A 23,840-nucleotide genomic window follows, 5' to 3' on the forward strand; every position below is an offset into this window, starting at 1 on the left:
CCCCCGGCTTCCCCGTCTTTTCTTTCCCACCTCCCTGACCTGGAGACACCGATCATGAGTACCTCGACCTTGGAAGACGAGATCCGCGAGTTCGTCCTCACCTCGGTCATCGACGAGATGAACATCCTGACCGACCGTGACGGCATCACGGACGACAGCCCGCTGACCGTCGGCGGACTGGACGTGGACTCCCTGAGCCTCATCGAGCTGAGCCTGCGGCTGGAGACCCGGTTCGGCGTGGAGATCCCGGACACCGACATCGAGCCCCTGGCCGCCCTGACCCTGGGCGGACTGGTCGCGGAGGTCGTCCGGCGCGGTGCGAAGGCATGACCACGAGCGATCAGTTCCGCATGGTGTCACCGTTCACGCCGGAGACGGTCCGGGCGCTGCTGTCGGACCGCAACGTCTTCCCCGGACTGCCCGCCGACCTCGCCGACGACGCCGAACTGGTGCTGGACTCCCTCGGCCTGGTGTGGCTCCTGCACGTCGTGGAGGAGCGCTACGGCCTGACCGTGGAACCCAGCGACGAGGAGATCTTCGAGCTGACCTCGCTGCGCCGGCTCACCGCCTATCTCAACGCCGCTTCGGCGAAACCGGCCGAGGAGGGCGAGCAGGATGCCCGCTGAGGTCACGGTGACCGGTTTCGGGGTACGCACGGCCTTCGGCACCGGTGCCGACGCGCTGCGGCGCGGGGTGTTCGCCGGGGTCCCGGCCTTCGCGCCCACCACACGGTTCGACACCGGTCCGTACCGTACCCCGATGGCGGCGGCGGCCCCCGACGGCATCGGTGCCGTCAGGGACTGGGCGTTGCGCCACGCACTGGCCGACAGCGGCGCCGAGGCGCTGGATCACGCGGGCCTGGGTCCGGGCACGGAGGCGGCCGTCCTGATGGGTGTCGCGGGGGACCACACCAGCGTCACCCGGTACTGGCGCCCTTCCCCGGGAGCCGCCGTCCGCGGTGACACCCCCTTGTCGGACGCCGTTCCGGCCCGGCTCACGGAGTCGCTCTGTACCGGCCTCGGTCTCAAGGGCCCCCGGCTGACCTTCTCCAACGCCTGTGTCGCCTCGGCCGCGGCGATCATCCACGGATGCCGGCTGATCGCCTCCGGCCGGACCGACGTGGCGATCTGCGCGGGCGGCTACCTCGTCGAGGAGGAGACGTTCGGGAAGTTCGACTCCGGACGGGCCCTGTCCCGCGACGGCGCGGTGCGCCCGTTCAGCGCGGACCGCACCGGGCTGCTGCTGGGCGACGGTGTGGCGGTGGTCGTCCTGGAGTCCGCCGAACACGCCCGGCGGCGCGGCGCGCAGGCGCTCGCGTCGGTTCTGGGGTGGGGGACGGCCACGGACGCCCATCACATCGCGCAGCCGCATCCCGAGGGGGCCGGCCTCGCCCGCGCGGCCCGGCAGGCGGCCCGCCTCGCGGGCGATCCGGACGGGGCGACCATCGGCTACGTCAACGCGCACGGCACCGGTACGAAGTACAACGACGGCGCCGAGACGCGGGGGCTGCGGGCCGCCTTCCCGGAACACATCGAGTCGATCCCGGTCAGCTCCACCAAGTCCACCACCGGTCATCTCCTGGAGGCCGCGGGCGTCGTGGAGTTCGTGATCACGCTGCTCGCCCTGACCGACGGCGTCCTTCCCCCCACCGCCGGTTTCACCCGGCCCGATCCGGAATGCGACCTCGACCACGTGCCGAACCGGCCGCGCCACACCGATCTGCGCCGGGCCCTGACGGTCAACGCGGCCTTCGGCGGTGCCAACACCGCACTCCTCCTGGAGCGCCCATGACACCACGACCCGCGCTGCGATCCCCCCTGGCGGTGCTGGCGAGCGCCACCGCCACCCACGCCACCGGCTCGGCCGACGACGTCGCGCTGCCGAGGCTGCCGGGCTTCGTCGAGTCCGCCTTCAGCCCTCTCGTGTACGAGGTGAGCCGTCGCTGCCTCATCGAGAAGCCGGTGGACGGGACCCGTACGGCGGTCGCCCTGGCGAGTCTGGCCGGTGACACCACCACCGCGGATCTGGCCAGCAGCCGCATGGTCTCCGGGAAGGTCCACAACCCGCTGCTGTTCATGCAGGCCACCGCCAACTCCGTGCTGGGCCACATCAGCCGGGAGTTCGGGATCACCGGCCAGATGTTCAGCGTCTCCACCCTCGACGACCCGGTCACCGAGTCGCTGCTGATGGCGGATCTCCTGCTGGAGGACACCGAGCTGGACCACGTCCTCGTCGTGGGCGTGGAACTCGGCGGCGGCCCGCGTGTGGCCGCGCTCCACCAGGAGGCGGCCGACGCCGACGCCCGTCCGCTTCCCCGGCTCCCGGCGTCCGCGGGCCTCGCGTCGGCGGTGCTGCTCGGGCGTCCCGGCCCGGACGGGGTCACCGTCCGGTCGGCCGCGGTGCCGAGGGACGGCATGTCCGGCCCGTACCTGGCGCCGGCGGCCCGGCACCACGGGAGTGTCCAGGGGCTGGTCGAACTGGCCGCGGCCCATCGGTGGCTCCTGCGGGAGGGCGGCGACCATCTCCTGGTGACGGAGGCGGGCCCGGGACGCGGGCGTGCCGCGTTCATGCTGACCGGCTCCGCCTCCACATCTCTGCCGGCCCCGACGAGGGACGAGAAGGGCAACCATGCTCATCGATAGACAGGAACGGGCGCGGATCTGCTCCGACGAGCGGCTCGGCGCCGGCAACATCCTGGAGCGTCTGCGCGCGTACGGCCGTCCCCTCGACGAGACCGTGCTGCACACGGACACCGACGGCCTCGCGGCGCTGACGCTGGGCGGGCTGTGCGAGCGGGTCGAGGAGTACGCCGGCTGGTACGCCGCCCACGGGGTACGGCCCCGGGACCCGGTGGCCGTGCACTCCTCCTCCAGCGCCGAGTTCGCGCTCAACTACCTCGCGCTGACCTCACTCGGCGCCATCCCCTCCTTCGTCAACGGCAACCTCCCGCCGGACACCGCCCGGGAGTACGTCCGCCGCCAGGGCGCGGTGGGCGCGTTCACGGACGAGGCGCACCGGGAGGTGCTGGCGGACCAGGGGCTCGGCTTCCACGTCACCGCCGAGGACATCGGTCCCGGACACCGCGGGCTCCTGCCGGCGTCGTACCCGTACCGGCACGATCCCACCGACCCGGTGCTGATCTCCCACTCCTCGGGTACCACCGGAATGCCGAAGGGAGTGCCACACACCCACCGGACGCTCATGTACGCGCAGGTGCACCGGCTGCGTTTCTCCACCGGCAGTGACATGGAACGCACTCTGGTGGGGCTGCCGGGGGCGCACAACGCCATGGTGGCGACCCTGCTGTACTGCCTTCTCCTGCGGACCGACCTCAAGCTCCTCTCCAGCCAGCGCGGCGCCGACGTCCTCGACGCGGTGGAGGAGTTCGCGCCCAGCGCGGTGCTTGCCTTCGCGGGGACCTTCGGCGAGATGGCCGCCGAGGACCTGACGCGGCGTGACCTCTCCAGCGTCCAGGTGTGGTTCAACACCGGGGACGCGGCGCACGAGGCGCACATCAGGGAGCTCGTCCGGCACGGGAACCGCACGGAGATCGGCCGGGACCTGCGCCGGGCACGGGTGGCGGGTTCGGTCTTCGTGGACGGGCTCGGCTCCTCGGAGGCGGGCCACTCCGTCTTCCACAACCGGCACACGAAGGACACCACGTCGTACGCGCGCTGTGTCGGCAGGCCGATCGGGTTCGCGGAGGCCGCCGTCCTCGCCGAGGACGGCACTCCGCTGCCGCCGGGCAGGACGGGCCGGCTGGGGATCAAGTCGCCGACGCTGACGCCCGGTTACTGGAACGACTCGCTGACCTGGAACCGGATGCGGCTGGGGGGCTACTGGCTCACCGGGGATCTCGCCCGCCAGGACGAGAAGGGGAACTTCTACCATCTCGACCGCGTACCGGACGCCATCCGCACCCGTGCCGGAATCGTCTTCAGCACCGGCACCGAGGAACTCCTGCTGGCCCGTCTGCCGCAGGTGACGGACTGCACGGTCGTCGGGGTGGCGCCGAACGGTGTACGCGCCGACTGGGACGGCGACGGGGAGGCGGAGGTCTATGTCCTGCTTCAGCTCTCGCCCGAGCCCGATCACGGCCAGGCCGACGAGGTGTGGACCGACCGGGTCAACTCCGTGCTGTCCGAGGCCGGTCTTCCCCCGGTGCACCGGGCCCTGCCCATGAACTCCGAGGACGTGGCCAAGGGCGCGACCGGAAAGGTTCTCAAGCGAGTGATGCGCGACCGGTTCGTCGCCCGGGCAGCCGAGGAGCGGCGCGGATGAGCACGTCGGAGGCGTACCGGCTGTGGTGGCAGCACGACGCGCACTGGTACCAGGGGGTGGCCGCCCGCTTCGGGCCGGAGGCGGCGAACGAGATCAACGCCGAGGCGCTGCGGAAGATCGCGGTGTACGTCGCGGGGCGTGTGGCCCGCTCCAGCGGTCCGCTCCCGGGCACCGGGGACCCCGGCAAGGACCTGGAGGAGCTGCGCCGCCGGTACGACGCGTGCGGCGACCGGATGTTCCCGCCGGAGCTGCGCAACGCCTCGACCGAGGTGGAGCAGGACGATCTGATCGTGCTGACCCTGCGGCGGAACTTCGCCGTCACGATGGTGCGGATGGCCGGCTCCCTCGACGGCTACCGCTGCCCGTGCACCGACATCCACGCGGGCTGGTCCGAGGGTCTCGGCGTGCGGCTCACGGAGAACCGGGCCGAGAGCTGCCTGCGGGACGGCGACAAGGCGTGCCGTCTGCTGATGCGTGTCGCGCCCCCGGACCCCGGATCGGAGGGCTGAGCGGTGCGAGTTCTGGTCGCCGGGGCGTCCGGAGTCGTCGGACGTCCGCTGGTCGGCGCGCTGCGTGCCCGCGGGCACAGGGTGAGCGCGCTGGTGCGGGACGCGTCACGGGCTCCGGAGGCGGACGAGGTCGTCGTCGCGGACGCGCTGGACCGTTCGAGTGTCCTGACCGCGGTGTCGGCCGCGCGCCCCGAGGTGGTGGTCCATCAGCTGTCGGCGCTCAGCCTGCTGGGGGACGATCCCGCGGAGGCGTTCGCGCGTACGGCGCGGCTGCGCACCGAGGGGACCCGTCACCTCGTGGAGGCGGTCCGCGCGTGCGGTGCGCGCCGGCTGGTGGCGCAGTCCATCGCCTTCGCAGCCGCTCCGGCGGGGCCCGACGTCCTCGACGAGCACGCCCCGCTGTATCTGGACGCCCCCGATCCGGGCTGGGCGGCGACGGTGCGGGCCGTCGCCGTCCTGGAGGAACTGGTCCAAGGCGTCCAGGGGGTGGTGCTGCGTTACGGCGCCCTGTACGGGCCGGGGACCGTGTACGCCCGGGCGGGCGGTACGGGGCAGCGGGTGCTGGCCGGCCGTCTCCCCCTGCCTTCGGGAGGGGCCGGCGTCACGTCGTTCCTTCATGTGGAGGACGCGGTGGGGGCCGCGGTGCGGGCCGTGGAGTCGGAGGCGTTCGGGGTGTTCCACGTGACGGACGACGAACCGGCCGCCGCCGTGCAATGGCTCCCCCACTACGCGAAGGCGCTCGGCGCTCCCGCGCCGCGGGTCGTGCCGGAGGCGCTGGCGCCCCGTCTGCTGGGCTGGTTCACGGCCCATCAGCTCACCGCGGCCCGCGGGGCGGACAACAGCCGGGCGTCCGTCACGCTCGGCTGGCGCCCCCGCCGGCCGAGCTGGCGTGAAGGGCTGGGCGAGGAGTGAGCACGTCCCCCTCGGCCCTCGCCGTCTGCGTGATCGGCGTCGGTCCACGCGGCCTGTCCGTCCTGGAGCGGATCTGCGCCGGCGCCTCCGGTACCGGACGGCCGGTCGCCGTGCACCTGGTCGATCCCTGTCCGCCGGGTCCGGGCGCCGTGTGGCGCACCGGCCAGCCGAGCGAGCTGCTGATGAACACGGTCGCCTCCCAGGTGACCCTGTTCACCGACGACAGCGTGCGCTGCGCGGGGCCGGTCGTCCCGGGGCCGAGCCTGTACGAATGGGCCTGCACGCTGACCGGCGACCAGCCGGGCCACATCCGCGAAGAGGCCCGGCGGCTGGGTCCGGACACCTATCCGACGCGGGCGTTCCACGGCCACTACCTGGAGTGGGTGCTCCGCCATCTCTTACGCACCCTGCCCGACGAGGTGACCGTGCACACGCACCGGTCGACGGCGGTCTCGGTGGAGGACGGCGCGGACGGACGGCAGACCGTCACGCTGGCCGACGGCGGCCGGCTGGCCGGGATGGACTCGGTGGTGCTGGCCCTGGGCCACACTCCGCAGCTTCCCGAGCGGGAGGAGCGGCACCTGACCGTGTTCGCCGGGCGGCACGGTCTGGTGCACGTCGTTCCGGGAAACCCCGCGGACGCGGTCCTGGACGGCATCGCGCCGGGGAGCCCGGTGGCGCTGCGGGGCCTCGGCCTGAACTTCTTCGACCATCTCACCCTGCTGACCGTGGGCCGGGGCGGGGTGTTCAAGGAGAGCGGGAGCGGCCTCGTCTATCTCCCGAGCGGCAACGAGCCGGTGCTGTACGCCGGTTCGCGGCGCGGGGTGCCGTACCACGCCCGGGGCGAGAACGAGAAGGGCGCGCTCGGCCGTCACCACCCGCTGTTCCTCACGCCCGAGGCCATCGCCGCTCTGCGCGGCCGTCCGGTCCGCTTCCGCAGAGACCTGTGGCCGCTGATCGACCGTGAGGTGCGGACGGTGTACCACGCGGCGTGGCTGCGCACCGCCCGTGGGCCCAGGATCGCCGCGGAGTTCGTGCGGTCCGTGGTCTGCGGCGGGTGCGCGGAGGCGGAGCTGCTCGACCGGCAGGGGGTGCCGCCGGGTGAGCGCTGGGACTGGGGGCGGATCGAACGCCCTTACGGCGAGCGGCGTTTCACCGGTCGTGGCGACTTCCGCCGGTGGGTGCTGGAGTATCTGCGGCGGGATGTCGCCGAGGCCAGGCTGGGCAATGTGAGCGGGCCGCTGAAGGCGGCGCTCGACGCGTTGCGGGACCTGCGCAACGAGATCCGCCAGGTCGTCGACCACGGCGGGGTCACCGGAGGGTCGTACCGTGCCGAACTCGACGGCTGGTACACCCCGTTGAACGCGTTCACGTCGATCGGCCCGCCGGCCTTCCGTATCGAGCAGCTCATCGCGCTGGTCGAGGCCGACGTGCTGCACCTGCTCGGTCCGGGAACCCGGGTGCGGCCGTCGGGTGCGGCGGGCGCGTTCCTCGTCGACGCCGAGGGGGTGGCCGCCGCGCCGGTCGCGGTCACCGCGCTGATCGAGGCCAGGCTGCCCAGGACGGACCTGTCTCGCACCGCCGACCCGTTGCTGGCCTCGCTGAGGGCGGCCGGCGGCTGTACGGAGCACCGGCTCGACGGCGTTCCCACCGGAGGGCTGGCGGTCACCTCGGGAGCGCCCCGGGTACTGGACTCGGCGGGGCGGGCGCATCCTCGGCGTTTCGCCTTCGGCGTGCCGACCGAAGGCGTGCGCTGGGTGACGGCGGTCGGGGTCCGGCCCGGCGTCGGCTCGGTCACGCTGGAGGACTCGGACGCGATCGCGCGGGCCGTCCTGGGCCTGGCGCACGACGGGGCCGAGTGCCCCCGGGCCGCCACGGCGGACCCCCACCCCCACAGCACAGAGAGCGGACGAATGTGAACACGCTGTCCGTGGGCACCGACACGGGCCTGCTCGCCCCGACCTGGGCGGGCACACCGGTCGCCGCCGAACTGACCGACGAGGCGTGGCTCCAGGCCATGCTGGACGCCGAGGTCGCCCTCGCCCGGGCCCAGAGCGCCCTGGGGCTGACGCCTCCGGGTGCCGTGGAGACCATCGCGGCCGTGGCCCGTGCGGACCGGATGGACCTGGCCGCCCTGGCGTGCGAGGCACGCTCGGCCGCGAACCCGGTGGTCGCCCTGGTGGCGATGCTCTCCCGGGAGGTCACCGCCCGGGACCCGGCGGCGGCCGAGTACGTGCACCGCGGCTCGACCAGCCAGGACATCCTCGACTCGGCGGCGATGCTGATCGCCCGCCGTGTCCTCGGCGTCGTGGCCGCCGACCTGGACCGGGTCCGTGCCGCCCTGGCCGCGCTGGCCTCCGATCACCGGCACACCGTGCTGGCCGGGCGCACCCTGGCCCAGCACGCGGTGCCCACGACACTCGGTCTCAAGGCGGCCGGCTGGCTCCAGTTGACGGCCCACGCGCTCAGCCGGGTACGGACGCTCGCGGCCTGCCTGCCGGCCCAGCTCGGCGGCGCCGCGGGAACTCTCGCCGCCTACCGGGAGTACGCGGTGCTGGACGGTGGGACGGGTGACGGCGGAGTCGAGCTGATCGAGCCGTTCGCCGCCGCGTTGGGGCTGGCCGAGCCGGTCATCCCCTGGCACACCGCGCGCATCCCGGTCGCCGAGCTGGGGGCCGTCCTGCAACTGGTCACCGGCGCCCTCGGCAAGTTCGCCCTCGACGTGCAGACACTCTCACGGACCGAGATCGGCGAGCTGTCGGAGCCGGTCGCGGCCGGCCGCGGAGCCTCGTCGGCGATGCCCCAGAAACGCAACCCCGCGCTGGCCACGCTGATCGTGTCGGCGGCCCGGCAGGTTCCCGCGCTGGCTCTCGTCCTGGCGCAGAGCGTGCTGGCCGAGGACGAGCGTCCGGCCGGTGCGTGGCATGCCGAGTGGCAGCCGCTGCGGGAGGCGCTGCGGCTGGCCGGCGGGGCCGCGCACACCGCCGTGGAACTCGCCGAGGGACTGGTCGTCCACCCCGACCGCATGGTCGCGAACCTCGCGCTGAGCGGCGGAGCGATCGTCAGCGAGCGGCTCACCGCGGCATTCGCGCCGGCGCTGGGCAAGGGCCCGGCGAAGAAACTGCTCACGGTGGCGGCGCAGGAGGCCGCCGCCCGTGGCCTGCCTCTCGCCGAGATCCTGACGGACCGCCCCGAACTCGCCTCCCTGTACTCCCCCGAGGACCTGGCCGCTCTCCTCGACCCGGCCCGGTACACCGGGGCGGCGGACGCGCTGGTGGAACGGGCGCTGCGCAGCTACGGAGGTGACCGATGAGCGGCGTGAGCCGGACCGAGGTGACCGGCCGAGTCGGGCGGCACCGGCCGGACCCGCGCGCGTGGCCTCTTCTGCTGGTGGTCGTCTGCGCTCAGATGCTGATCTGGCTCGACACGTCCGTCCTCAACGTCGCGGTCACCACGCTGGCCGATCCGTCCGAGGGGCTCGGCGCGAGCCCGGCCCAGCTGGAATGGGTGGCGAGCGCCTACACGCTGGTGTTCGCCGGAGCCCTCTTCGCGGGCGGCGCGCTCGCCGACCGCTTCGGTCCCCGTTCGACGCTCCTCGCGGGTCTGTTCCTGTTCGGCGCGGCCTCCGCGGCGGGCGCGTTCGCGCCGAGCGCGGACTGGCTGGTCGTGGCACGCGCGTTCATGGGCGCGGGCAGCGCGCTGCTGATGCCCGCGACGCTCTCGGTGATCGTGCAGTGCACTCCGCCGGAGCGGCGCGCCAGGGCCATCGCGATCTGGAGTTCGTCGAGCGCCCTCGGGGTGGCCGTCGGCCCGGTGGTGGGCGGGGTGCTGCTCAGTCACTTCTGGTGGGGTGCGGTGTTCCTGGTCAACGTGCCGATCGTGGCCGTGTGCGCGGTGGGGACGGCGGCGGTCGTGCCCGCGTTGCGGGGTTCCGGGCAACGGGTGCTCGACCTGCCCGGCCTGGCCCTGTCGGTACTCGGGCTGAGCGGTGTCGTCTACGGCGTCGTCGAACTCGGCAACGGGCAGAGCTGGTACGGCGCTCATGTCCTGCTCCCGGTGGCGGTGGGGGCGGCGCTGCTCGCGGCTTTCGTCGCCGTTCAGCGCAGGTCCCCGGCGCCCGGCCTGGATCTGCGGCTGTTCCGCAGGCCCGGGTTCACGGCGGGCAGTGTGGTGCTGCTGATCTCGTTCGGCGCGCTGGCGGGGCACCTGTTCTACGCGGCCTTCTACCTCCAGGGCCCACGCGGTCTCTCGCCGGCCGACGCGGGGCTGGTCATGATCGCCGCGGCGGTGGGGATCGTCCTGGGCAGTCAGGCGTCCCCCACGCTCAGCAGACGGCTGTCGGCCCGGTGGACGGTCACCGTGGGCGTCCTGATCACCGCGCTGACGTACGTGGGGTACCTCTGGTTCGACCAGGGGACACCGATTCCGGTGGTCGTCGCGCTGCTGTTCGCGCAGGGCTTCGGCATGGGTTCGGTCGGGACACCCGTCACCACGGCGATGATGAGCGCCGTGCCCCAGCAGCTCGCGGGTGCCGGGTCGGCCGTCAACAGTGTCACCCGGCAGGTGGGCGGGACGCTGGGGGTGGCGCTGGCCGGCTCGGTCCTGTCCGCCGTGTACCGGGACCGGATGGCTCACACCGCGCTGCCGGGCGAGGCGCAGGGCCTGTCGGCCGAGGCGGCGCGGCAGGCCCGCGGCTCGGCCGAGGCCGCGCGGTCCCTGGCCGGTTCTCTGCGGCTGCCCGAGCTCTCGGCAGCCGCCGACCGCGCGTTCCTGGCCGCGATGGACGCGGCCACGTTCTGGACGGCCGTCGTGGCCCTGGCCGGTGCCGTCGTGGCGGCGGTCGGACTGCGCGCACGTGAGGTCCAGGACGCCAACTCCGTGGGAAGGAAGGTGGACTGACGTGTCGGCAGCCGAGGTGGCATCGGGCCGGTCCGTGCTCGTGACCGGCGGGAACCGGGGGATCGGGCTCGCCGTCGCCCGCCGGTTCGCGGCGGCCGGGGACCGGGTCACGGTGACCCATCGCGGGACCTCTCCGCCCGAGGACGAGGGTCTCCTCGCGGTGCGCTGCGATGTGACGGACAGCCGGCAGGTCGACGACGCGTTCGCCAGGGCCGAGGCCGCGCACGGTCCGGTGTCGGTGCTGGTGGCCAACGCGGGTGTCGTGCGCGACCGGCTCCTGCTGCGGATGAGCGACGAGGACTTCGCCTCTGTCGTCGACACCAACCTCACCGGGGCCTTCCGCGTCACGAGACGCGCCGTGCGCGGCATGCTCGCCCAGGGGTACGGCCGTATCGTGCTGGTCTCCTCGACGGCCGCGCTGCACGGGGCGGCCGGGCAGACCAACTACGCGGCGGCGAAGGCGGGGCTGGTCGGCCTCGCCCGGTCGCTCACGCGGGAACTCGGTGCCAGGGACATCACCTGCAACGTCGTGGCCCCGGGGGTGACCGACACGGACATGGTCCGGGCGCTGACCGAGGACCAGTTGCGTGCCCTGCTCGACCGGACCCCGGCGGGGCGTGCCGCCCGGCCCGAGGAGGTGGCCGACGCGGTGGCGTTCCTGGCCGGCGCGGGCTCCGTCCGCGGTGCCGTGATCCCGGTGGACGGAGGAGCCGGACTGGGACACTGAGCGTCGTCGCTGGTCGGGAGCCGGCCGTCGGCGGACCGGCATTCATCAGGCGTGTCATCCCCGTTGGGCATGAATGGCACGATGAAATGAAGTGTGCCGAAAACAAGGGGATACGCAGGCAATCTGCCCGCTTCGTTCACCAGTTTCGTGGGGCGCCGGCAGGAGGCGGCCGAGCTGCGCTGCCTGCTGGGTGAGGCGCGGCTGGTGACGCTGACGGGCACGGGAGGGGTGGGCAAGACCAGGCTGGCCCTTGAGGTGGCGGCCGGCGCGGTGAAGGCGTTTCCCGACGGAGCGTGGCTCGTGGACCTGGCACCGGTGTGCGACCCGGTGGCGCTGCCCGACGCGGTCGCGACGGCGATGGGGCTGCTGGACCAGGGCATGCGGGCGATGCCGGAGCAGCTGACCACGCAGGTGTCCGAACGGCGGTCGCTGCTGGTGCTGGACAACTGCGAGCACCTGCTGGACGCCTGCGCGGAGCTGGCACAGCGTCTGCTGTCCGCGGCGCCCGAACTCCGCGTCCTGGCGACCAGCCGGGAACCCCTGCGGGTGACGGGAGAACACGTCTTTCCCGTCCCGCCGCTGTCAGGGGCGGAGGCGACGGAACTTCTGCGGAGCAGGACCACGGCGGCACGGCCCGGGTTCGCGGTGACCGACGAGAACCGTGCGGCGGTCACCCGGCTGTGCGCGGACCTGGACGGGCTGCCGCTGGCGATCGAACTGGCCGCCACACGGCTGCGCACACTGTCGGTGGAACAGGTGGTGGAGCGGCTGGAGAACCGGTTCGCCCTGCTGACGGCGGGCAGCCGCACAGCCCGTCCGCATCAGCGCACGCTGCGGGCCGCGATCGACTGGAGCTGGGAGCTGTGCACCCTGCCCGAGCGGCTGCTGTGGAGCCGGCTGACGGTCTTCGCGGGGAGCTTCACCCTGGAAGCCGCCGAGAACGTATGCGCGGGCGAGGACATCGAGGCGGGCGATGTGATGGACCTGCTGGACCGGCTGGTCGCCCAGTCGCTGGTGGAACACTTCGGGAGCAGCGCCGACCCGCCCCGGTACCGGCTGCTGGAGAGCATCCGGCAGTACGGTCGCGAGCACCTGGTCTCCTCCGGGGAGGACGAGCTGCTGCGACGGCGGCACCGCGACTTCTTCCACTCCTTGGCCGAACGCTCGGCCGAGGAGTGGTTCGGCCCGCGGCAGGTGGAGATCCTGGACCGGCTGCGCGCCGAGCACGGCAATCTGCTGGCGGCCCTGGAGTACAGGGGCTGGACCGGGACACCGGCGGCGCCGCCCGGACCCACTCCCGAGGAGGTTCGGACGGCACTGTCCATGGCCACCGCACTGGGCTTCTACTGGGTGGCGGGCGGCTTCCTCGGCGAGGGCCGGCGGCAGCTTGAGCGGGCGCTCGCCGCCGCTCCCGAACCCACCGGGGTGCGGGCGCGGGCCTTGGTGCCGGCCGTCTACGTGGCGCAGATGCAAGGAGATCTGGAGGCAGGGGACCGGTGGCTGGCCGAGGCCGAGGAGCTGGCCGAGCGGGTGGGCGAGCCGGCGGTGCGGGCGAGTGCGCAGGGCTATCGAGGGATCGCGCACCTCCACCGAGGCCGCGTGGAGGAGGCCGTCCCTCTGGTCGAGCGGGCCCTGGCCGTCCACGCCACGCTCGGCGACCGGCACATCACACTCATCTGGCAGTGCACGCTGGCCATCGTCCTGACCCACGGCAGGGACCCACGTGCGCCGGACACGGCGCGGCATGCCCTGGCCGCCACGCAGGCATACGGCGAGCGCTGGCTCCGCGCCCACCTGCTCATGGCGCTCGGCCACCGCGCCTGGGAGCTGGGCCGGCAGGCCGAGGCCAAGCATCTGACCTTCTGCGCGCTGGACATGCTGCGGGGCTTCGCCCAGAGCACCGGCGTGGCGAGGATGATCGAGCAGCTCGCCTGGATCGCCGCGTCGGACGGCGACCATCCGCAGGCGGGACGTCTGCTGGGCGTGGCCCGGTCGCTGTGGCGCGAGACCGGCAGCGCCAACGCCATCGGTGGCCCTCAGGACGCGGGGTCCCACCTGCGCTGCGAGGCCGAAGTCCGGCAGGCCCTCGGCCCGGCGGGCTACGAACAGGCGCTGGCGGACGGCTCGGCGGTCCACGGACTGGGCCAGGCCATCGCCTACGCCCTGGGCGCCCGTACCGATGCCGAGGTCGCCGCCCCACCTGAGGACGCCGGCCCGCTGACCCACCGTGAGCGACAGGTCGCCGCGCTGGTCGCCCGCGGTATGACCAACCGGCGGATCGCCGCCGAACTCGTCCTGTCCCCGCGCACGGTCGACGGGCACGTCGACCGCATCCTGACCAAGCTCGGCTTCTCCTCCCGCGCCCAGATCGCCGCCTGGTGGGCGGGACATCAGGTACATACCCCGTAGAACTACCCGTGCACGGGGCTGACCACCTGGTCAAAGCTCGTTCCGAGGCGCACGACAGCGCCGTCCCCCGGTGCCGTGCGGCCCGGGAAGACCTGGAACCAGCCAAGGAGCATGAGTTGTCCTCCTCTGCCACGATGTCCGCGCCCGACACGGAACGCGACAAGACGCCCCGGATTCGCGGGCGTCGCCGAGCGATGATCGTCGCGAGTGTGCTGCTCGCGCTCACGGGCGGCGTGGCCGCCGGCTCGGGCACCGCGTTCGCCCAGACGCCGCCCGGTCACTGCAACGCGATCTGCAACCAGAGCCCGCCCGGGGGCACGGGCGTCAGCCAGGCGGCCTGGAACGCGGCCGTACAGGCCGCGGACTTCTGGGCCAACCACTACATCGACCACACCACCGTGGTCCGGACCAGCCTCCGCAACAGCTACTACGTACTCGACCAGCATGCCGGCGCGGGGTGGCCGGGCCAGGCGGGCGGCGGCCAGTGGTACGCGTACTGGGACGAGCGCTCCCACAACAACCAGTTCGTGTACTACGGCGGCAGGTACAACGACTACAACGGGCTCGTCAGCACGATCGAACAGGCGCGAGGGGTCCCGGCGAGCCGCGCCTTCTCCACCCAGGGCAGGAACACGGCCCCGTACGTCGAGTACGACATGGACTCCTACAACCAGCCGAACCCCGCGGGAGGGCGTGACTCCTGGCGTCTGGTGCGCAACCCCAACAGCGGCAACGTCTACGTGACGTTCGACCACTACCAGTCGTTCGACTACCTCGGCCGCTTCTAGACGCGGAGCCGCTCACCGAAGACGGGGAGTGTGGCGGCCGGACCCCGCCCGCCACACTCCCCGGTCCACCACACAGGAGAGGATCACATGACGACCGCGGTGACCTGGCTACGCCCGCTGCCCGATACGGCGACCGGCATCCCGACCCGACGGGAAGTGCGCGGCTCACGCTGCGGCACGCTCCAGGGCCTGTTCACCGAATGGGCCGCCGCGCTGAGGTTCCCGGACCACTTCGGCCACAACTGGGACGCCTTCGCCGACTGCCTCCGAGACACCCTGACGAACGCCTCGCTCCCGACGGCCGGCCCCGACGCTCCCCGCCTGACACTCGTCCTACGGGAAGCCGACGGCCTCCTCGTCGACGAACCGGACACCACGCTGGCTGTCCTTCTGTCGATCCTGGATGACACGGCCGGCGCCGACAGCGGCGCCCCCCGCCTCCTGCTCCTCCTCGACGGCACGCCCGACGGCCTGTCCCGGCTGGCCGGACGCATGACGGACGCGGGGTACGAGCCGGACACGGCCTGACGCCCTGCCTCCGGGCGTCCCCGCCGCGGCCCGACGGTGAACAGAGCGCCTCGACGTTCGACACCGCGAGCATGGCCGACGCACGCGCACGGTCGAGTTTTCATCGGAGGTGAACCCGGCTTCCGGTGAGGAGTACCGGCCCGCCGCCCGGCTTGTTTTCCGCCGGGCTGTCAGGGCGTTTCCAGGGAGGTGGCCTCGCGTGCGTGGCGGGCGATCAGGGCGTAGATCTTCCTCGCGGTCTCCGGGTCCTTCTGGTCGTAGCCGTGGTCGGCGCCGGGGACGTCGTGATGATCGACCAGGGCGCCGGCCTTGCGCAGTCGCTCGCCGTAGCGTGTGCCTTCGGCCCGGAGCAGGTCGTGCTCCGCGGTGACGACGAGGGCGGGGGCGATGCCGGTGAGGTCGGCGGTGTCGGACGGGTGGGCCGGAGAGGCCAGGGGGTCGCTGCGGCGGGTCCGGTCCGGCAGGTAGGCGTTGTCGAAGATGTCGGCCATCCACGGCCGGAGCATCGGTTTGGCGACGACGGAGCGTTTGTCGCGGGCGTCGGTCGCGAGATCGCGGGGGGTAGTGCAGGACCTGGAGGGCGACGGACGGCGTCCCCTTCTCCAGGGCCTGTCGGGCGACGGCCGCGGCGAGCGCGCCCCCCCGCGCTCTGCACCGGCGCTGGGGTGCCCTTCGGAAGATGCGGTAGGTACACAACGGCACGGGCCGGAGCCACCGAGGTCGGGATGGTGACCTCGAATCCGGTGCGTGGGTACTCCGGATACCGCGTGTGCAAGGACTTGGCCACATGCCAGCCCGAGAGCAACGCGTCGAGACACTGAAGCACCCTGGCCGCAGCCACGACCGGCCTGGAGAGGAGTGTCATGAGGGCGTCCATTCAACTGGCTGGAGTTTCTCGGCCGACCTCGGAATCGCACCGGGTCCATGCCCCCTCTTTCGGGCAGACCCGGGAAGAGATGGCCAGACCAAGGGCTGTCCCGAAACTGTTGGTTGTTAGCGGGTGGCGGCGTGCAGGTCCCGGATGTACCAGTCGAAGCGTGTGCCGTCCTTGCTGTGCGTCGGCTTGCCGGGGGTGAACCCTGCCCGCTGCGCGACTGCGGCAGATGCGGGATTCTCCGGCTCCACCTGGATCACCGCCTCCACCCCGCCCTCACTCGCCGCGTACCGGGACGCCAACAGGACCGCGCGGGTGGCCAGGCCACGCCCCCGCCAGGACGGGTAAAGGCCGTAGGCGACATTCACCTGGCCCGGCGCCAGACCGTCTCCTGCGAACCGCAAGTCGATCGTGCCCGCGAGTACCTCGTCGGCACCCATCCGGATGCCGAACGCGCGGAGTGGCCCGCCGGTGTCCCACTGCTCCCGGCAGTGCTGGAAGTACGCTTCGACGCCCTCCCGCGTGCCGGGACCGCCGTTGAGCCAGCGAACGAGTAGCTCGTCCTCCCCCGCGAGGTGCGCCTCCACGTCGTCCAGGCGCAGGGCTGACAGATTGATGATCCCGTCGGACAGCTTCACTTCACGCATCCCGTGATTCTTGACGCCGGGGCCGTGCCGCACCATCGGATTCTGCGCGACATCACGCGGAGTTCCAGGGCCGCAGGAGACGATCTCCATGTAGCTGGTGCGATCACCGGGCTGAGCCCGCGTGCCTTCGGGAAGCTGGTGACGGTTCTGCGTCGTGAGTGTGCGGACGCTGTACGCAGGAGCCGGCCGTGGAGCCCTCCGCCGGAGAACCGGGCACTGCTGGTCGCGGCGTACTGGCGAACGAACTTGACGATGCGCCAACTCGCGCCACTGTTCAAGGTGTCGAAGCCGGCGGCAGACCGCATCACCGACCACCACGACCGCTGACGGCGACTACCCGAGCACCGGACTGCTCATCTGGCACCGTCGCGAGCGCGGTCGGACCGAACTCCCGGACTGGAAAGAAGAACACAACAAGTCCCACAAGCAGGTCCGCGCCCGTGTCGAGCACGTCTTCGCCCGCATGAAGACCTCAAAGATCCTCCGCGACTGCCGCCTCAAAGGCGACGGCGTCCCCCCACGCCCGAGGCAGCTCAAAGAGCATTTAACAGGACAGCTTTTAGGCGTTCCCGCCCGCACGGCCACACGACCACGGACTCGAAACGGCACACTCGCCCGGTACCGGAGTACCGCCCGGTCTCCGTCCTGAGGATGACAGCCCGGCCCGTCGACGATTGACCGAAGCATCCAAGGACAAGATCCGTGAGCAAGATCACTGGTTTTTCGGTGCTCGAATCATGATAAAAAATGTCCTACACCGGAGCGAGTCACCCACAAGGCTCTGGTTCACCTTTCTCCAAGGAACCACAGATGGGCGCCACCCGATTCATTTCCCCCCATTTGGCAGACCTGTCCGTCGCAGTGGTGACACATGCAGATTTGAGGAGGCTTCCACGCAGTGGAATCCGAAGCCACCAAATATGGAGTCCCCGCGAGATCCGCCGGCGAGACGATGTGGTCCTCTTCTTCGGAAGGGGAATGGCAAACGATCTGCAAAATTTCTCGGCCGAATCCGCCGATCCCCTTCCACCGTCGTTGATCTTCGCTCCGGAACTGGACTGGAACGACGTACAGACAGCCCTAGACAACGGAGTCACCAGCTACCTACTTCAAAGTAATTACTCGTTCTGGCTCGACGAGGTACTGCTGTGCACCGCACGAGGCGTCAGCATGTTCGATCCCGAGATCAAAAACGGAAGACCCGGCAAACCGTTCCGCACCGGCACGGAACAGATGATCGCGGCAAGTGGCCTCCTCTCCGGCCGCGAGAGGCAGGTCATCGAACTGCTGGCCGCCGGGCAGGCCGTCCGGGACATCGCCTCCGATCTTTTCCTGACCGAGCGGACCGTTCGCAACTACATCAGCCGCATCTACGGAAAACTCGGGGTGCGAAGTCGGTCGGAAGCGATTCTCACCTGGCTCGGACATCTGGACGCCTGACGAGCCGAGAAACCGTCTCCGGGCTCTCCACGCAAGCAGGAGAGCCCGGAGACGGTACGGGTCAGCTGTTGATGTTCCACACCCCCGGAACGGGGTTGGGCGCACGACGCGTGTCCCACTTGATGGTCCCGCTACAGCCCTTGTTCGCGTAGTAGTTGATCATGACACTGTCGCCGTCCGCCACGAACACGTTGACCGACGCCTGCTGACCCGGTCCGACGTTCGCGCAGGTGGACAAGGCCGGACTGCCATCGGGGTTGCTGCTCTCGATGTCGACCGAGGCCGTACCCGACGGGTAGAGACTGCTGTTGACCACGACCCTGTTCGCGTTCGCGGAAGCGGGTGCCGCCGTGAGCGCGACGGCCGAGGCCGCGGCGACGACGGTGGGGAGAATCAGATTGCGCCAGCGCATTTCGGTTCTTTCTCTGTGGGGGGTATCTGTACGGCGGTCATGATGCGGAGAGGTCAGGAGCAGCTGAGGTAGATCGGATCGGCGATGCCGACATTCTTGACCTTGAGCATGATCTCTTTGCAGTTCAGCCCGGTCCGATTCTTGTCATCGTTCACGGGAATAGTGAACGTCACACGCTCACTGGACGCGCCACCGTCGCAGTTGGCACCTTGCCATGCCTGCACCGTGAACTGAGCGCCGCCCGTCACCAGGACCCGCGAAACGCCATCGTTGTCCTTGGGTATGGTGAATACACCCGAGCGGTCCACCGCATAGCACGAGTTGTTGTACTTGATGGAATGGGCATCGGAGTTCAAGGAAGCGTTGTCGAATCCGGCGATCCACCGCGAGTTGGCCGAGGCCGTACCGGTACCGGCAATTCCCATACCGACGGTCAAAGCGACCAGACTCACGCCGACACGCAGAGAACGGCTGTGCGGAAAAAGACGTGCGAAGGACATCGAAACTCCTACATGGAAACGATCGGCCTGCCCCTTTACTCAGACAAATCCTCCGCCCGTACCGCCGAGCAAAAATAGGGGCAAACATCATCACTTTCGTGGTCCTTCGCACTACGACCACGTCCCACAGGTCTGCACCCCTCCCCCGGCGGGCACGGGCCGGCGCGGCTGACGTTGATGAGGTGATGTCAGGGCGTTCGGCTGAGCGTTGAGTCCCACGAGCTGTACGACTTGCGTGGTGAGGTACGCACAAGGCGGTGGTTTGACTGATGCTGAGAGGGCAGCCTGGGTGCGGCTGGATGCGTGTCAACGGCCACTGAGATGCCCAGGTGGGCGGCCGTCGGATGTCCAGGCTGGTGGCCATCGGAAATCCATGCCTGTGGCCAGCGGTGTTCCTGGGGGTGGGGTCAGGTCAAGGGGACCACTCCCTTGCCCGCGAGGGCCTCGGAGAGGCGGTGGGAGTCGCCGGTGGTGGTCAGCAGGTGAGCGTGGTGCATGAGGCGGTCGGTGCTGGCCCCGGCGAGCGTCTTGGGCATGATCGTGTCGAATCCTGAGGGGTGGATGTTGCTGGTCACCGCGATCGAGCGGCGTTCGTAGGCGGCGTCGACCTTCGACTTGCCGATCACGGTGGCGAGGGTCTCCAGAGTGAACCAGGCGACCCGCAGGTCCTTCTCGGTCGCGGCCTGGGCCAGACCCTCGGTGAAGTGCGACTTCCCGGTCCCGGACGGGCCGGCGATCACCAGGTTCTCCGCGCGGCCGATCCACTCCAGGGTGATCAGGGAGTTCTGGGTGGATTCGGGGATGGTGGAGTCCTCGGCCCGCCAGGACGCGAGGGTCTTGCCGGTGGGGAAGTTCGCCGAGTGGCGCCGGAGACGCCGGGTGGCGGCGTCTGCCGGTGACCTCCTCGGACGTCGGGTGCGACCTTGCGTATGTAGGGCAGGCGCATCCGGCGCATCAGTTTGTCGAGCTCCTCGGGCAGGGCCGGGGCCTGGGGAAACATCACGGTCGGCAATTCCTTCGTGGGCCGTGGAGGTCACCGATAGGCTCGGCGGATGATCAATATGGCGGTGCGTGGTGACAGCAGGAACGTCGTGGCCCGCGCTGAGGCCGGCGTGGAGTGGACGGCCGACTTCGCGGATCTGGACCCGGCGGAGTTCCCGATGCTCTGGGCCCTGACGCCGTATGGGGATGCGGTTTTCAACCAGCGTCAGGTGCCGTTGCTGCTGGCGGAACTCGACCGGCTCCCGGCCACGTGCGGCGGTGAATGGGTCGGACAGGCCCGCGAGTTGTGCCAGGTCGTCGAGCAGGGAACGCACCTTTATCTGTGGTTCCTCGGCGACTGACCGCGGTCAGTCGGCCCTCGACTCCTCAGCCGCCGCCTGCTGCCGGCCCAGGGCCTGCCAGCCGATGGTGCCGCTCTGGACGGAGTGGGCCTCGTCCGCGCGGACGACCTCGCGCGCGGGCTTGCCGGCCGCGACATGCTCCAGGATGGAGACCAGGTCGTCCTCGGCGAAGCGCCCGGCGGCGGCCTCCAGCCCCAGCGAAACAGACACTGCGCAGGAGCGAGGTCCAGCGCGGCGCTGGCGTGGTGGTACATGCGCGGGTCCGGTTTGTTGCAGCCGAGCACGGCGGAGATTGCGTACGCCTCGAAGAACCGGCCGATCCCGAGTCCGGCGTGAAGGTCGGGCAGACCGGGCCAGGCATCCGACACCACGGCCATCCGCACCCCCCGCCGGCTCAGCTCCTCCAGGGTCTCCTCGACGTCCGGGTACGTCTCCAGGAACACGGTCGGGGGGGACTTCGCGGCTCAAGTCGGCGAGGAGTTGCGAGGTCGGCTCCACGCCGAGGTGGTGGAGCATCACCTGGTGGTAGTCGTCGTAGTCGGGCGTCGATGACGAGGTGGCGAAGGAGTGGTCGCCCGCGCTGATGGCCGCCGCGAACTGTTCCGGTGTGATCGACAGGGCGTGGGCGAGGACGGTCTGCTCGAAGTCCGCTCGCGGGTTCCAACGGCCACCGATCGGCTGCATCAGCACGCCGCCTGAGTCGAAGAGAACAGCACGGAGATTGTCGGGAGAGGCTGGTGGTGTCGTCATCCGCCCAGTCTTGTGAACGGAGGCCCACTGATCGACCCCTTTCGAGCCGGACACCAGCACCGCACCCGCCCCTGTCAGACCGACATCACGAATTCAAGTTCAGTAGCACTCCGACGAGTCCGGCTCCGGCCCTCTCGACCCCCTCGGCTCCGAACCTCTTAGATGATAGAAGTTTCAACAGATCCCTCGGGGTGAAGTACGGGGACCCGGGGTCGGCGGATGACGTTCTCAGAGGTGGACCAATGAAGTCGAACAGCCTGTGCGCGCAGTGCGGCTCGCCCATCCACGAAGCGTCGGCGCTGCGGGGCCGGTCCGTGAAGTACTGCTCCAACGCGTGCCGTCAGCGCGCGTACCGCGGCCGGAGGTCCCTGGGGAGCGACGGCCAGCCGGACTCGAATCGGGCGGCATCGCGGGCGCCGGAGGGGCTGCTGTACCCGGACCCCTTCGTCGGCCGTCGCCGTGAACTCCGTGAAGTCGGGGCGTTGTTGGCGCAGCACCGACTGGTGACCCTCGTGGGCCGCGCGGGAGCGGGGAAGAGCCGGCTCGCCGCCGAGTGCCTGCCCGCGGCCGTGGGCAGCTTCGCGAAGGTGTTCCACGTGGACGCCACCGAGCTGGACCGCCATGGTCCCGGGTTCTCGTCCCCGGTGTTCTCCGTCCTGTCCCGGCCGGCGGGGACGGACCGGGTACAGGCTCTGAAGGTGGGGGACACCGCGGACTCCGGCCGGGTCCTCGTCTGCCTCGACGGCTGCGAACGCCGGATCGACCAGACGATCCGGTGGGTCGAGCGGATTCACTCCTGCGCGACCGACCAGCCCCTGCTCCTGACATCGAGGGAGCCGCTGGGTGTGCAAGGCGAGGTCGTCTACCGGGTCGAACCGCTGTCCCTGCCCGACAACGCGGCGGACGCCGCCACCACGCTGAGCGAGTCGGGGGCCGTCGAACTGTTCGTCACACGGGCCCGAGCCGCCGATCCGCACTTCCGGCTCGGCCGGGACAACCTCGACAGCGTCGTGCACATCTGCTTACGCGCGCAGGGCATCCCCCGCACCGTGGAGTGGGCAGCTGCGCAGGTCGGGTGGAGGTCGGTGCACGACATCCGGGCGGACCTGGAGTGTCCGCCGGCCTTGCCCCTGCCGTGCGGGGGGCCGGACGGACGGGGCCACTCGACCACGCGGGCCGAGACGGACCGGGCCCGGCCTCAGGGGGAGGAACGCCTGAGCCGCCTGCTGTCCGTCTTCCCGGACGACTTCGGCGTCGCGGCGGCCTCGGCCGTGTGCGGACTGCCGGTGGACGGGACACCCACGGCCCTGGAGACGCTGCGCGGACTGGAGTCCCGCTCCCTGCTGGAGCAGGTGTCCTCGGAAGGCGACGAGGTGAGGTTCCGGCAACCGGCCGCGGTGCGCAGACGGGCCTCGCGATTCCTGGAGGAGACCGAGGAGTCCGCCATGGCGCACGACCGGTTGATGCGCTGGCTGGTCGGACTCGCCCAGCCCCTCCACGGCCCCGGATTCACGCTCCCGACCGATCCGCTCCCCGGTCTCCGGGAGGCGGACACGTTCCGGCACGCGATGGAACGGGCCTTCGAGCACGGTGACGATCGGGCCGTGGCGCTGGCTCCCGTGCCGGCACGCTGGGCAGCGGTGAACGGGTGGCCCAGCGAAGCCCGCAGGACCCTGGAGAGGGCGCTCGTGGTCGCGGGACCGCAGAACGTGTACCGGGCGTCCGTGCTCTGGGCCCTCGCTGTGCACGACTACGAGCGGGGTGACCGCGGCGACGCGCTGGCCTGGGCCTTGGAGACGGCACGGACGGAGCGGTCGTCGGGCCGGTCGGCTCGGCTGGTGCGGGCGCTGGGCCTGGCGGCGATCTGCCGTCTGGAACTGGGGGAGCCTCGGGCGGGCGAGGCACTGTGCGGAGAGGCGCTCGACGCGCTGTCGACGCTGGAGGGTGAGCATCTCTGGTTCTCGGCAGCGCTGTTCACCTCCGCGGTCCTGGTCCGCCTCGGTGACGAGGAGGGTGCGCAGCAGATGCTCGCCCGCTGCCAACGGGCGCTGCGCGACCGGGCGTCCGCCGGGGAGAGGGAGTGCGCGGCCCTCGTCGCGGCGCAGTTGAGCATCGTCCGAGGGGACGTGCCGCGGGCGGAGCGGGCGCTGCGTGAGGAACTCGACCGGAACCACGACCGGTTGCGGCGCACCGGTCTCGTGCAGGGGCTCGCGGTGGTGGCCGGGATGCGTGGGCGTTTCTTCCAGGCGCTCCTGCTGGGAGAGTTCGTGCGCCGTCGGGGCGGTACGGAGTTCCTTCCGGTCCGAAGGTGGTGGCGGGACGCGCTTGCGGCGGCGCTGTCCGACGCCGAGTCGGCCTGCGGTCCGCGACAGGCGTCCAGGGCACGTGAGTTGGCCGCGGAGATCACTCCCGGCACCCTTCCTCTCTGGCTGGCGAAGGAGTCCTACGGCGGTGCGTCCCTGGGAGAGGGAGAGGCGGTGGCCGCGCTGACCAGCCGGGAACGGGAGATCGCCGTCCTGCTGGCCGGAGGCATGACGAATCGGATGATCGCCGCCGAGGCGGGGATCTCCCTGCGGACGGCCGAGGCCCACGTCGACAGCGTGCGCCGCAAGACCGGGCTCCGCACCAGAGCCCAGATCGGCATCTGGGCGTTCATCTGGCTCGGCGTCCCCGGCATACCCGGCATCGACTGACGGGCTCACCCCCGCACCGGCACGATCCAGTGCATCCGGCGCGGCTTGGGCGCGTCGAGCAGGGTGACGCCGTTGTAGCGGCGGCTGCGGAGGAAGAGCATCGGGGTGACGGCGAACGTGACGAAGAC

Annotated in this window: 23 protein-coding genes and 2 pseudogenes; 18 read left to right on the forward strand and 7 right to left on the reverse strand. The window is 71.1% G+C overall.

Translation table 11 applies throughout. From position 1 onward, the window contains the following. The first annotated feature begins 54 nt into the window (after positions 1-54). The 14 genes from ABZX85_RS31075 (at position 55) to ABZX85_RS31140 (ending at position 15,053) form a co-directional block, all read left to right on the forward strand. Entirely contained in the window at positions 55-330 is a 276-nt protein-coding gene (locus tag ABZX85_RS31075) for a phosphopantetheine-binding protein (RefSeq protein WP_355875724.1), read from the forward strand. Beyond that, positions 327-626, forward strand: coding sequence for a phosphopantetheine-binding protein (locus ABZX85_RS31080; protein ID WP_355875727.1), 300 nt, complete (start codon positions 327-329; stop codon positions 624-626). Before ABZX85_RS31075 ends, ABZX85_RS31080 begins: the two co-directional genes overlap by 4 nt. Then, on the forward strand, positions 616-1,791 hold the full coding sequence (locus ABZX85_RS31085) for a beta-ketoacyl-[acyl-carrier-protein] synthase family protein (protein ID WP_355875729.1): 1,176 nt from the start codon (positions 616-618) through the stop codon (positions 1,789-1,791). Before ABZX85_RS31080 ends, ABZX85_RS31085 begins: the two co-directional genes overlap by 11 nt. Beyond that, the gene (locus tag ABZX85_RS31090; RefSeq protein ID WP_355875732.1) at positions 1,788-2,642 is read left to right on the forward strand and encodes a beta-ketoacyl synthase N-terminal-like domain-containing protein; all 855 of its coding nucleotides are present in this window, start codon (positions 1,788-1,790) and stop codon (positions 2,640-2,642) included. Before ABZX85_RS31085 ends, ABZX85_RS31090 begins: the two co-directional genes overlap by 4 nt. Continuing rightward, a complete protein-coding gene (locus ABZX85_RS31095; RefSeq protein WP_355875735.1) occupies positions 2,629-4,281 on the forward strand; it encodes a class I adenylate-forming enzyme family protein in 1,653 nt (550 codons plus the stop codon). Before ABZX85_RS31090 ends, ABZX85_RS31095 begins: the two co-directional genes overlap by 14 nt. Next, complete coding sequence (locus ABZX85_RS31100; RefSeq protein ID WP_355875738.1) at positions 4,278-4,790, forward strand: hypothetical protein; 513 nt, start codon at positions 4,278-4,280, stop codon at positions 4,788-4,790. Before ABZX85_RS31095 ends, ABZX85_RS31100 begins: the two co-directional genes overlap by 4 nt. 3 nt (positions 4,791-4,793) lie before the next feature. Beyond that, a complete protein-coding gene (locus ABZX85_RS31105) occupies positions 4,794-5,702 on the forward strand; it encodes an NAD(P)-dependent oxidoreductase (protein WP_355875740.1) in 909 nt (302 codons plus the stop codon). Then, a complete protein-coding gene (locus ABZX85_RS31110) occupies positions 5,699-7,621 on the forward strand; it encodes an FAD/NAD(P)-binding protein (protein ID WP_355875743.1) in 1,923 nt (640 codons plus the stop codon). Before ABZX85_RS31105 ends, ABZX85_RS31110 begins: the two co-directional genes overlap by 4 nt. After that, on the forward strand, positions 7,618-9,015 hold the full coding sequence (locus tag ABZX85_RS31115) for an adenylosuccinate lyase family protein (protein ID WP_355875746.1): 1,398 nt from the start codon (positions 7,618-7,620) through the stop codon (positions 9,013-9,015). Before ABZX85_RS31110 ends, ABZX85_RS31115 begins: the two co-directional genes overlap by 4 nt. After that, positions 9,012-10,601, forward strand: coding sequence for an MFS transporter (locus tag ABZX85_RS31120; protein WP_355875749.1), 1,590 nt, complete (start codon positions 9,012-9,014; stop codon positions 10,599-10,601). Before ABZX85_RS31115 ends, ABZX85_RS31120 begins: the two co-directional genes overlap by 4 nt. 1 nt (position 10,602) lies before the next feature. Continuing rightward, a complete protein-coding gene (gene fabG, locus ABZX85_RS31125) occupies positions 10,603-11,328 on the forward strand; it encodes a 3-oxoacyl-ACP reductase FabG (RefSeq protein ID WP_355875752.1) in 726 nt (241 codons plus the stop codon). Positions 11,329-11,475: 147 nt separating this feature from the next. Then, positions 11,476-13,737 (forward strand): LuxR C-terminal-related transcriptional regulator, encoded by a 2,262-nt coding sequence (locus ABZX85_RS31130; protein WP_355875754.1) that lies wholly within the window; start codon positions 11,476-11,478, stop codon positions 13,735-13,737. 116 nt (positions 13,738-13,853) lie between these two features. Further along, positions 13,854-14,525 carry a hypothetical protein gene (locus tag ABZX85_RS31135; RefSeq protein WP_355875757.1) on the forward strand — a complete coding sequence of 224 codons (672 nt, stop codon included), beginning with the start codon at positions 13,854-13,856 and terminating at the stop codon, positions 14,523-14,525. A gap of 87 nt (positions 14,526-14,612) precedes the next feature. Continuing rightward, positions 14,613-15,053 (forward strand): barstar family protein, encoded by a 441-nt coding sequence (locus tag ABZX85_RS31140; RefSeq protein ID WP_355875760.1) that lies wholly within the window; start codon positions 14,613-14,615, stop codon positions 15,051-15,053. 170 nt (positions 15,054-15,223) lie between these two features. Here the strand turns inward: ABZX85_RS31140 and ABZX85_RS31145 are convergent, their stop codons facing one another. Together ABZX85_RS31145 and ABZX85_RS31150 are read right to left on the reverse strand one after the other, a co-directional pair. After that, positions 15,224-15,544: an alpha/beta hydrolase fold domain-containing protein gene (locus tag ABZX85_RS31145; protein WP_355875762.1), complete on the reverse strand. Its 321-nt coding sequence runs from the start codon at positions 15,542-15,544 to the stop codon at positions 15,224-15,226. Between the two features lie 502 nt (positions 15,545-16,046). Continuing rightward, positions 16,047-16,574, reverse strand: coding sequence for a GNAT family N-acetyltransferase (locus tag ABZX85_RS31150; protein ID WP_355875765.1), 528 nt, complete (start codon positions 16,572-16,574; stop codon positions 16,047-16,049). A gap of 102 nt (positions 16,575-16,676) precedes the next feature. Between ABZX85_RS31150 and ABZX85_RS31155 the strand changes: the two are divergent. Next, a pseudogene (locus ABZX85_RS31155) lies at positions 16,677-17,088 on the forward strand (transposase family protein); the annotation flags it as partial. Positions 17,089-17,552: 464 nt separating this feature from the next. Beyond that, positions 17,553-18,014: a response regulator transcription factor gene (locus tag ABZX85_RS31160; RefSeq protein WP_355875767.1), complete on the forward strand. Its 462-nt coding sequence runs from the start codon at positions 17,553-17,555 to the stop codon at positions 18,012-18,014. 61 nt (positions 18,015-18,075) lie between these two features. Here ABZX85_RS31160 and ABZX85_RS31165 read toward each other — a convergent pair whose 3' ends face one another. The 3 genes from ABZX85_RS31165 to ABZX85_RS31175 form a co-directional block, all read right to left on the reverse strand. Next, on the reverse strand, positions 18,076-18,426 hold the full coding sequence (locus tag ABZX85_RS31165) for a hypothetical protein (RefSeq protein WP_355875770.1): 351 nt from the start codon (positions 18,424-18,426) through the stop codon (positions 18,076-18,078). A gap of 53 nt (positions 18,427-18,479) precedes the next feature. Then, complete coding sequence (locus tag ABZX85_RS31170; RefSeq protein ID WP_355875772.1) at positions 18,480-18,926, reverse strand: hypothetical protein; 447 nt, start codon at positions 18,924-18,926, stop codon at positions 18,480-18,482. Positions 18,927-19,333: 407 nt separating this feature from the next. After that, positions 19,334-19,963: an ATP-binding protein gene (locus tag ABZX85_RS31175; protein WP_355875775.1), complete on the reverse strand. Its 630-nt coding sequence runs from the start codon at positions 19,961-19,963 to the stop codon at positions 19,334-19,336. Positions 19,964-19,978: 15 nt separating this feature from the next. Between ABZX85_RS31175 and ABZX85_RS31180 the strand changes: the two genes are divergently transcribed. Then, the gene (locus tag ABZX85_RS31180) at positions 19,979-20,269 is read left to right on the forward strand and encodes a hypothetical protein (protein ID WP_355875777.1); all 291 of its coding nucleotides are present in this window, start codon (positions 19,979-19,981) and stop codon (positions 20,267-20,269) included. Between the two features lie 6 nt (positions 20,270-20,275). Here the strand turns inward: ABZX85_RS31180 and ABZX85_RS31185 are convergent, their stop codons facing one another. Both ABZX85_RS31185 and ABZX85_RS31190 read right to left on the reverse strand, forming a co-directional pair. Then, complete coding sequence (locus ABZX85_RS31185) at positions 20,276-20,479, reverse strand: hypothetical protein (RefSeq protein WP_355875929.1); 204 nt, start codon at positions 20,477-20,479, stop codon at positions 20,276-20,278. 50 nt (positions 20,480-20,529) lie between these two features. Beyond that, positions 20,530-20,646: pseudogene (locus ABZX85_RS31190) on the reverse strand (haloacid dehalogenase); the annotation flags it as partial. 615 nt (positions 20,647-21,261) lie between these two features. Between ABZX85_RS31190 and ABZX85_RS31195 the strand changes: the two are divergent. Continuing rightward, a complete protein-coding gene (locus ABZX85_RS31195; RefSeq protein WP_355875779.1) occupies positions 21,262-23,712 on the forward strand; it encodes a LuxR C-terminal-related transcriptional regulator in 2,451 nt (816 codons plus the stop codon). Positions 23,713-23,840 lie beyond the last annotated feature (128 nt).

This window comes from Streptomyces sp. NPDC004539 (genome assembly GCF_040610055.1).
In the GTDB taxonomy this organism is placed as follows: domain Bacteria; phylum Actinomycetota; class Actinomycetes; order Streptomycetales; family Streptomycetaceae; genus Streptomyces.